At 37.8% G+C, this 6,692-nt stretch carries 9 protein-coding genes and 3 pseudogenes; 8 read left to right on the forward strand and 4 right to left on the reverse strand.

The features are described 5' to 3' along the window. Positions 1–746 (reverse strand): annotated as a pseudogene (locus tag ABD915_RS08630) (DUF1376 domain-containing protein); the annotation flags it as partial. Next, positions 736–1,215, reverse strand: coding sequence for a crossover junction endodeoxyribonuclease RuvC (locus ABD915_RS08635; protein ID WP_345117409.1), 480 nt, complete (start codon positions 1,213–1,215; stop codon positions 736–738). The pseudogene ABD915_RS08630 and the gene ABD915_RS08635, both read right to left, overlap by 11 nt. 128 nt (positions 1,216–1,343) lie before the next feature. Here ABD915_RS08635 and ABD915_RS08640 point away from each other — a divergent pair, with 128 nt between their 5' ends. Then, on the forward strand, positions 1,344–2,120 hold the full coding sequence (locus ABD915_RS08640; RefSeq protein WP_345117411.1) for a hypothetical protein: 777 nt from the start codon (positions 1,344–1,346) through the stop codon (positions 2,118–2,120). A 24-nt stretch (positions 2,121–2,144) separates the two neighbouring features. Here ABD915_RS08640 and ABD915_RS08645 read toward each other — a convergent pair whose 3' ends face one another. Beyond that, on the reverse strand, positions 2,145–2,567 hold the full coding sequence (locus tag ABD915_RS08645; RefSeq protein WP_273719166.1) for a hypothetical protein: 423 nt from the start codon (positions 2,565–2,567) through the stop codon (positions 2,145–2,147). A gap of 15 nt (positions 2,568–2,582) precedes the next feature. Continuing rightward, positions 2,583–2,897, reverse strand: coding sequence for a helix-turn-helix domain-containing protein (locus tag ABD915_RS08650; protein ID WP_345117414.1), 315 nt, complete (start codon positions 2,895–2,897; stop codon positions 2,583–2,585). A gap of 50 nt (positions 2,898–2,947) precedes the next feature. Between ABD915_RS08650 and ABD915_RS08655 the strand changes: the two genes are divergently transcribed. The 7 genes and pseudogenes from ABD915_RS08655 to ABD915_RS08685 form a co-directional block, all read left to right on the forward strand. Further along, positions 2,948–3,598, forward strand: a complete 651-nt coding sequence (locus tag ABD915_RS08655) for a LexA family transcriptional regulator (RefSeq protein ID WP_208441681.1) — start codon at positions 2,948–2,950, stop codon at positions 3,596–3,598. A gap of 166 nt (positions 3,599–3,764) precedes the next feature. Next, positions 3,765–4,139: a hypothetical protein gene (locus ABD915_RS08660; protein WP_345117416.1), complete on the forward strand. Its 375-nt coding sequence runs from the start codon at positions 3,765–3,767 to the stop codon at positions 4,137–4,139. 64 nt (positions 4,140–4,203) lie between these two features. Beyond that, the gene (locus tag ABD915_RS08665) at positions 4,204–4,947 is read left to right on the forward strand and encodes an antA/AntB antirepressor family protein (RefSeq protein ID WP_345117418.1); all 744 of its coding nucleotides are present in this window, start codon (positions 4,204–4,206) and stop codon (positions 4,945–4,947) included. Between the two features lie 12 nt (positions 4,948–4,959). After that, positions 4,960–5,490, forward strand: a complete 531-nt coding sequence (locus ABD915_RS08670) for an LbetaH domain-containing protein (protein ID WP_345117420.1) — start codon at positions 4,960–4,962, stop codon at positions 5,488–5,490. Between the two features lie 10 nt (positions 5,491–5,500). Beyond that, positions 5,501–5,716 (forward strand): annotated as a pseudogene (locus ABD915_RS08675) (hypothetical protein); the annotation flags it as partial. 112 nt (positions 5,717–5,828) lie between these two features. Beyond that, positions 5,829–6,593, forward strand: coding sequence for an ERF family protein (locus ABD915_RS08680; RefSeq protein ID WP_345117424.1), 765 nt, complete (start codon positions 5,829–5,831; stop codon positions 6,591–6,593). A 1-nt stretch (position 6,594) separates the two neighbouring features. Next, positions 6,595–6,692, forward strand: a pseudogene (locus tag ABD915_RS08685) (lambda exonuclease family protein); the annotation flags it as partial.

Genomic DNA, 6,692 nt, shown 5'->3' on the forward strand with positions numbered 1-6,692 from the left:
ACCCCACCTATGGCTTCTGCAAGTGTGGTGGCAATCTTTGGCAAATTGCGTGATGGCAGTTTCGCCAGCTCTTTCTCGTCAATATGCCACCGGTGTTTAATATCGCATTGAGTATCAATACTTGGCTCGTGAATGGGTGGTTGGTTATCTGCACCCGTTGTGATTTGATCTGGTTGGCTTTCGCAATCATGAACTTCTGTTGGTTCGTGAATCTGATCATGGATTTCTAAATTTTCAGAATCGATTTCTTTTTTTGCTAATACGATAGTATTAGTTTTTTTATTATAACTGTTATTGTTATTGTTTATGTACCCTCTTAAAGAATCTTGAAGACTTCTTGAAGAATCTTGAAGACCTCTTGAAGAATCTTGAAGACCTCTTGAAGAATCTTCTTGATGTTTATTTTTCCTAGTGTTTGCTGCTTTTGCTGCTCTTTCTGCAAACTTATTTAAAGTTTCATCTGAATTGTTTAATTCTTCTTCAACATCTGAAATCCACAAACGACCATCTTCTAAACAAATGATATGTCCAGATCTAAATAAATAATCTAATGCCTTTTGAAATCTTTTTACTGAACAACAAGTAAAATGAGATAATATTTGTGAATCGTTTACAAGAGACTCCCTAGTGCGCAACATTTGCAATCGCAACCGCATATAAACATTGCCTTCAATTGCGGGTAAACAAGTAAGATCAAGAAGCCACTTGTCTGCAAAAAGCCTCGTCCATGGTATTTTACTGGACATACATACCCCCTTCTTTCATTAAATATAAAATTGCTAAAGCATCTGCTTCGTTGTCATCTTTAGGCGCGTGCCCTTTTGCACGCACCGCTTGTATTATTTCTTCTTTTGACGCATTCCCCTTGCCTGTCATCGCCTTCTTTATTGTACCAACCGGTATACCTTCATAAGGTATCTGGTGATGCTCGCACCATGCTGTTAACGTTGCTAGTAAACCGCCATAAACATGAGAAGCATCTGTACCCACATGCCGGCGCACCTCTTCAAAATACACCGCGTCAATTTCATCAACGGATCTCTTTAGTTCAGTAAGCCATTTCTTAAAACGTAAGTAACGCATCCCTCCACCTTCAAAGCGGCGTAATTGAAAATGTTCTGTATCGCTTGTTATGTGACCATCAGCGCCGCATATTGCCCAGCCTGTCTTGGTCCCTAGATCAAGACATAAAATGGTTTGTGCGCTAGTGATCATAATCCCCCCTTAAGGTTGCTGTGTGTTTATGCGTGCGTTATGACAGAGCGCGTTGCGATTGCCTGTCTTGCAAAAATGTTTGTGAAAAAGTAACCTCCCAATGATTCTAAAAAGTGGGGAGGGGAAAGATGCAAGAATGGATAAAGATATTTCTTACAGGTTTTGTGTCATTTGCTGTGTCGCTTTCAGTAGCGCTTATTTTAAGAAATAAAGACCGTAAAGAAGCAGCCAAAATCCGGAAAGATGATTTAGAAAAAGCTGCAAAAAAACGAGAAGAAGATAGAGAATGGGTAAGCAAGCAATTTGCAGAAAGCCAAGAACAGACGATAGCCCTTAAAGAGCAAGCGATATCGACAAAAGATATTGCCAAATGGTCAGAAGAACATATTAAATTTTTGTTAGATAACAAAAGAGTAGAGGATTTAGGAACGCCACCTTCCATATATACAACTGGCCCACATTTTCCAACAAAAGGCAAGTGGACGCTTCTTTGTTTAAAAATAAAAAACAATGCACAAACTGTCATCCACGTTTTAAATATAAAGCTAAAAGATGGTTCTCGCTTTATTCTTGGATATGGCATTAGATACAAACCGGAAACAAGATTGTGGCAAATGCAAGCACCATATGTTAATCCTGATGCCAGACCAACGTCACACACAATATCATCCGGATACTGTGAGAAAGCAAAGGATTTTCGAACGGGACAAGAAATCGATGTTAATATTTCTATAGCTCCCTTAGAAGATAAGTACACAGGAATCCTTATTTTTGTAGCAGCGCGTGAAGAAGATATAAAAGCCCAAGTTACTTTAATCATTACTCATACATCCCCATTGAAACCAGAAACAACAATGACTGTAACGACACAAACCGACCTCATAGACTTTAAAAAATTGGATTAATTTACTTAGGAAAACGTTTTTATGCTATGATTTATTAATTTGATTTCTTTTTTTGATAACTTCATCCCTTAAGAGATCAAGCCTTAAGAGATCAAGCTTATCTTTGACTAAGATCATAAACAAGATCAGCTCATTTAAGCGATAAAAAGATAACAACTCTTGAGAAAAATAATTATCAAACCAAGTTGTAAAAGCTTGCGTAAACGCAGATGAAAACCATTGATTAAAATCATCGTACGGCAATAATGGAAAATAATTTCTATCATCACGCGCAAAGATACTATACAGCATATAGACAAAATAACCTGTTGATGAGGGATCTATTCTTGTTTCAAAAGATGCATCTTGAGGCGAACGGACACCATAATATATGGTTGCCTCTCCAATATTATTAACAAGATCAATCAACTGGACTTTGCTTATGGAGATTTGTGGGACATCTATCATCTCTGATCTTTCTTCTTATGAGTGTGAATGGTGCTGGTGCTCGTTATTATCTGTAGGGGAAGGTGTAAAAGCAGATGCTTGAGATGATATAGTCTCATATGATTGCCCCCCATAAAAAAACGAGAAAAAGTCTTCTGCCTTAATCGGTGCTCCAATTCTTTTGGCTTCATTTAAAAGAATTGGGATATGTTTTGTCGGAATTCTCCCACCAGTTCCACCTTTTGATACAGGACGCAGCCAGACATACACACGTGTTCTATGAACTCCGAGCAACTGAGACACCCTACGAACTCCACCTAACAGATTTATTATTTCATAAAATTGTTTCATAGCCCATTATGTAGCGATTATAAAAACAATGTCAAGAAGGAAAATTGATAATGAAATTACATGTTTCTAAATTAGAAAATGACGATTGTATACAACGTACCTACAATAAAGATATGACAATAAGTATTTCGCAATGGCTACAAAATGCCTTATCTGAAGCTGGATTAAGCCAATCAGAGCTTTCAAGACGGCTAACAGCTTCTTTAGGTCGCTCTATAGATCGTGCTGCCGTCAATAAAATGCTAAAGGGAACAAGAGATATTTCTGCTCGAGAATTATTAGAAATATCAAAGCTTACAGGCGCTTCTATTCCCACTAATCACTTAGTTCCTTTGATTGGATCTGTAGGAGCCGGCGGAGAAATAATCGCTATAGATTCTGGTTGTCTAGAAGAAGTAGAAGCCCCACCTTCTGCTCCTAAAGGAACTGTCGCCGTTCGGGTGGTAGGTGATTCTATGTTTCCAGCCATTGAAGAAGGAAGCCTTCTTTTTTATTCCTATCATCTGCCACCAGAGGATCTTATTAACAACCGCGCTATCGTAAAAACTAAATGTGGAAAAGTTTATATCAAAGTATTACGTCTCGGAAAAGAAAAAGGGAAATGGGTTTTATCCAGTATAAATGGAAAATATGCCGATATCGTAGATGTAGAATTAGAATGGTGTGCACCTATCGACTGGATTAAGCCAGCCAGAATATGAATTAATATTTTTATACTTTTCTTCAAGTAAGTCTTTAATTTATCATTTTTAAAAAAAATTTTCAAAATCGCTACATTTTTTTATTGACTTTGTTTTCAAAATCGCTACATTGGTATCCATAAACCACAAACAAACAATCGCCAAGAGGCGTTAGAGGGGGGAAATTATGGATAAGCCAATTCTTATTAATTCTAATGAAATTTTATTAGTTGTCTATGGTGATGATCAACACATTGGAGAGGCAGGTCCGCTTGATGAACGCCAAGTTCTAGAGATTGTTGACGAGGCAGATGATGCAATCCAAATCTTTCGCATAAATCCTTCTGAGAACAGTTGCGAAGATATTTCTGAAGATATTGCAGAGGCATATATAAAAGAAAACTTAGAGTTTCTCAATGAGGACAGCAAGGTTCCCCCTTATATCTATGAAAGCAATGTCTACAATAGACTTTTAGATGATTTAGCAGAAGAAAAATATAATGATGCAGTCTACGGTACCTATGAAGAGCAGCACCGTTTGCGTCCTTGTGATGTGCTTTAAATTCTGAAGGGCGTTTAAAAAGCGCCCCCTTTCATTCATCAATCCCATCAACATGAGGTCCGTAATGGAAAAGCTTATTGCTATTCAGCACAACACAATTAAAAACGAAACTGTTCAAACAGTAAATGCACGTGATCTGCATGCTTTTTTAGAAGTAAAAGCCCGCTTTAATGACTGGATTGTTAACCGTATTAAAGAATGTAATTTTCGAGAAAATCAAGACTTTATAAGTTTTACTAAAAATTTAGTAAAACCCCAAGGTGGGCGCCCAAGCGTAGAATACTACCTCACATTAGATATGGCTAAGCACCTTTCGATGATAGAGCGTAATGACAAAGGGCATGAAGCCAGAGAGTATTTTATAGAATGTGAACGGCGTGCAAAGCAAGCAGTAACACCACAAATCGATTATTCAAGTCCAAAAGCTATGATTGGATTTTTGAATTATTTGCAAGGTCAAATAGATCAAAAAGACACCATCATTGAAGATTTAACACCAAAAGCCATGGCACTTGAAAGTTTACAGCGTCATAATGGACTCTTCGGTCTTACAGAAGCCGCAAAAATACTCGAGATGCAACCAAAACAATTCATTCAGTTTTTACAGAAAAAAGGTTGGGTTTACCGGCGTGCAGCAGGTGGAAATTTACTTCCTTATCAAGATAAAATCCAAAAGCAACTTATGGATTGTCCAACCATTACACTTCAAACCGCCAGTGGAATAGAAAAAGTCATTCCTTGCGCAAAAATTACTACAAAAGGAATAGGTGTGCTGTCTCAAGAACTTAAAAGACAAAGCATGCATTAAGAGGCTGTCACTATGGAAAAGAAATACGAACTGACTGATGAAATAGATGAAATTTATTTGTGTAAGGTTTATCGCATTCGCGCATTACGAGACTTTAGAAATGTTAAAAAAGGTGACCTAGGCGGCTTTATTGAAAAGGAATATAACTTAGGTCATGAAGGCAATTGCTGGATTGGTGATAATGCCAAGGTTTATGGTAAAGCGCGGGTTTTTGGTGATGCCAAGGTTTATGATGATGCTAAAGCTTTTGGTCATGCCAAAGTTTATGAATATGCCCGTGTTGGTGGTAGTGCATGTGTTTTTGATGACGCCAATGTTTCTGGGAATGCCGAGGTTTATGAATATGCCAAAGTTTATGATCATGCCGTGGTTAATGGCAATGCCGAAGTTTATGGCAATGCCAAGGTTTATGGTAATATGAAGATTTACGGCAAAGCTCATATTTATGGGAATGCATGCGTTTATGGCAATAATTGTATTTATGGTGATGCACAAATAACCGGAGATACAGAAGTATCCGAAAACGACACTGTTTTAAGGTAGGGGGGTAATCATGGAAAAGAAATACGAATTTACTGATGAGACAATTGAGTTTGATGGCAGAACTCTCCACCGTATTCGTGCATTGAGAGACTTTAGACACATCAAGAAAAACGACTTAGGTGGTTTTATAGAGCATGAGGGCAATTTATCCCATGAGGGTGATTGTTGGGTTTCTGGTAACGCCAAAGTTTATGGAAAAGCTAAAGTTTGTGGTTTTGCCGAGATTTCTGGTAATACCGTAATAGCCATATAAGCCCTTTCTAACAACCAAACAACCTTTTTAAACACAAGCGTGATTCACGCCACGGGGGAATTCGCTCAAATAGGAGGAAATCAAGATGAGTGAACTAAGTACCACACAAACGGAATTAGTGGAAAAAACGAACGATTGTGAAATAAAACAAACAGCTATGGATCGCATTTTAACTAGAGCTTTAGAAAATGACGTCGACATGGACCGTCTCGAGCGTCTTATCGCATTACGAGAAAAGGAAATAGAACGACAAAATTATCAAAGTTTCGTCTCTGATCTTTCCGCTATGCAAATCGAATATCAAAAAATACAAAAAAACGCTATTAATACCCATACCAAGAGTACATATGCAACGCTTGATCAGTATATTGACGCAGTAAAGGATACTCTTGCAAAATACCACTTTGCTTTGTTTTCTCGTATTAAAAGTCAAGCCGCAACAAACGTTACCATAGAAATAACTCTGTCTCATCCTTCTGGTAATCATATCTCAACCGAAGGAACATTTCCAATTGATGGACAAGGCAGTAAAAATAACATTCAATCTGTTGGTTCCACCATTACTTATGCACGCAGATATCTTTTAGGCATGCTTCTTAATGTAACCAGTGATGAAGATGATACTGATGGCAACACGCTTATAGCAGGTGTCACACCGGAACAAATGAATGAGATCAGAGAATTAATAGAACAGACACAAGCAAAGGAAAGCGATATTCTTTCTTTTATAGGCGTAAAAAATCTCACACAGATGTCTTATAAACAAGCCCAAACTGTTTTGTTTGCTTTGAAAAAAAAGCAACGCTCACAAATGAATAAAGCACAACAAGAGCAACAAAAGGCGGTGTGAAATGCAACAAAGAACAGCAGAATGGTTTCAAGCCCGTTTAGGTAAAGTCACCGCTTCAAACGTTTATAACGTACTCAATAAAACAGCCAAGGGAACGCC

The sequence above is a fragment of the Bartonella jaculi genome, from assembly GCF_039543045.1.
In the GTDB taxonomy this organism is placed as follows: Bacteria; Pseudomonadota; Alphaproteobacteria; order Rhizobiales; family Rhizobiaceae; genus Bartonella; species Bartonella jaculi.

What these genes read in the sequence shown, in the direction of transcription:
- ABD915_RS08635 (WP_345117409.1), bottom strand. Translation starts at nt 1,215, where the DNA reads ATGATCACTAGCGCACAAACCATTTTATGTCTTGATCTAGGGACCAAG.
- ABD915_RS08640 (WP_345117411.1), top strand. Translation starts at nt 1,344, where the DNA reads ATGCAAGAATGGATAAAGATATTTCTTACAGGTTTTGTGTCATTTGCT.
- ABD915_RS08645 (WP_273719166.1), bottom strand. Translation starts at nt 2,567, where the DNA reads ATGATAGATGTCCCACAAATCTCCATAAGCAAAGTCCAGTTGATTGAT.
- ABD915_RS08650 (WP_345117414.1), bottom strand. Translation starts at nt 2,897, where the DNA reads ATGAAACAATTTTATGAAATAATAAATCTGTTAGGTGGAGTTCGTAGG.
- ABD915_RS08655 (WP_208441681.1), top strand. Translation starts at nt 2,948, where the DNA reads ATGAAATTACATGTTTCTAAATTAGAAAATGACGATTGTATACAACGT.
- ABD915_RS08660 (WP_345117416.1), top strand. Translation starts at nt 3,765, where the DNA reads ATGGATAAGCCAATTCTTATTAATTCTAATGAAATTTTATTAGTTGTC.
- ABD915_RS08665 (WP_345117418.1), top strand. Translation starts at nt 4,204, where the DNA reads ATGGAAAAGCTTATTGCTATTCAGCACAACACAATTAAAAACGAAACT.
- ABD915_RS08670 (WP_345117420.1), top strand. Translation starts at nt 4,960, where the DNA reads ATGGAAAAGAAATACGAACTGACTGATGAAATAGATGAAATTTATTTG.
- ABD915_RS08680 (WP_345117424.1), top strand. Translation starts at nt 5,829, where the DNA reads ATGAGTGAACTAAGTACCACACAAACGGAATTAGTGGAAAAAACGAAC.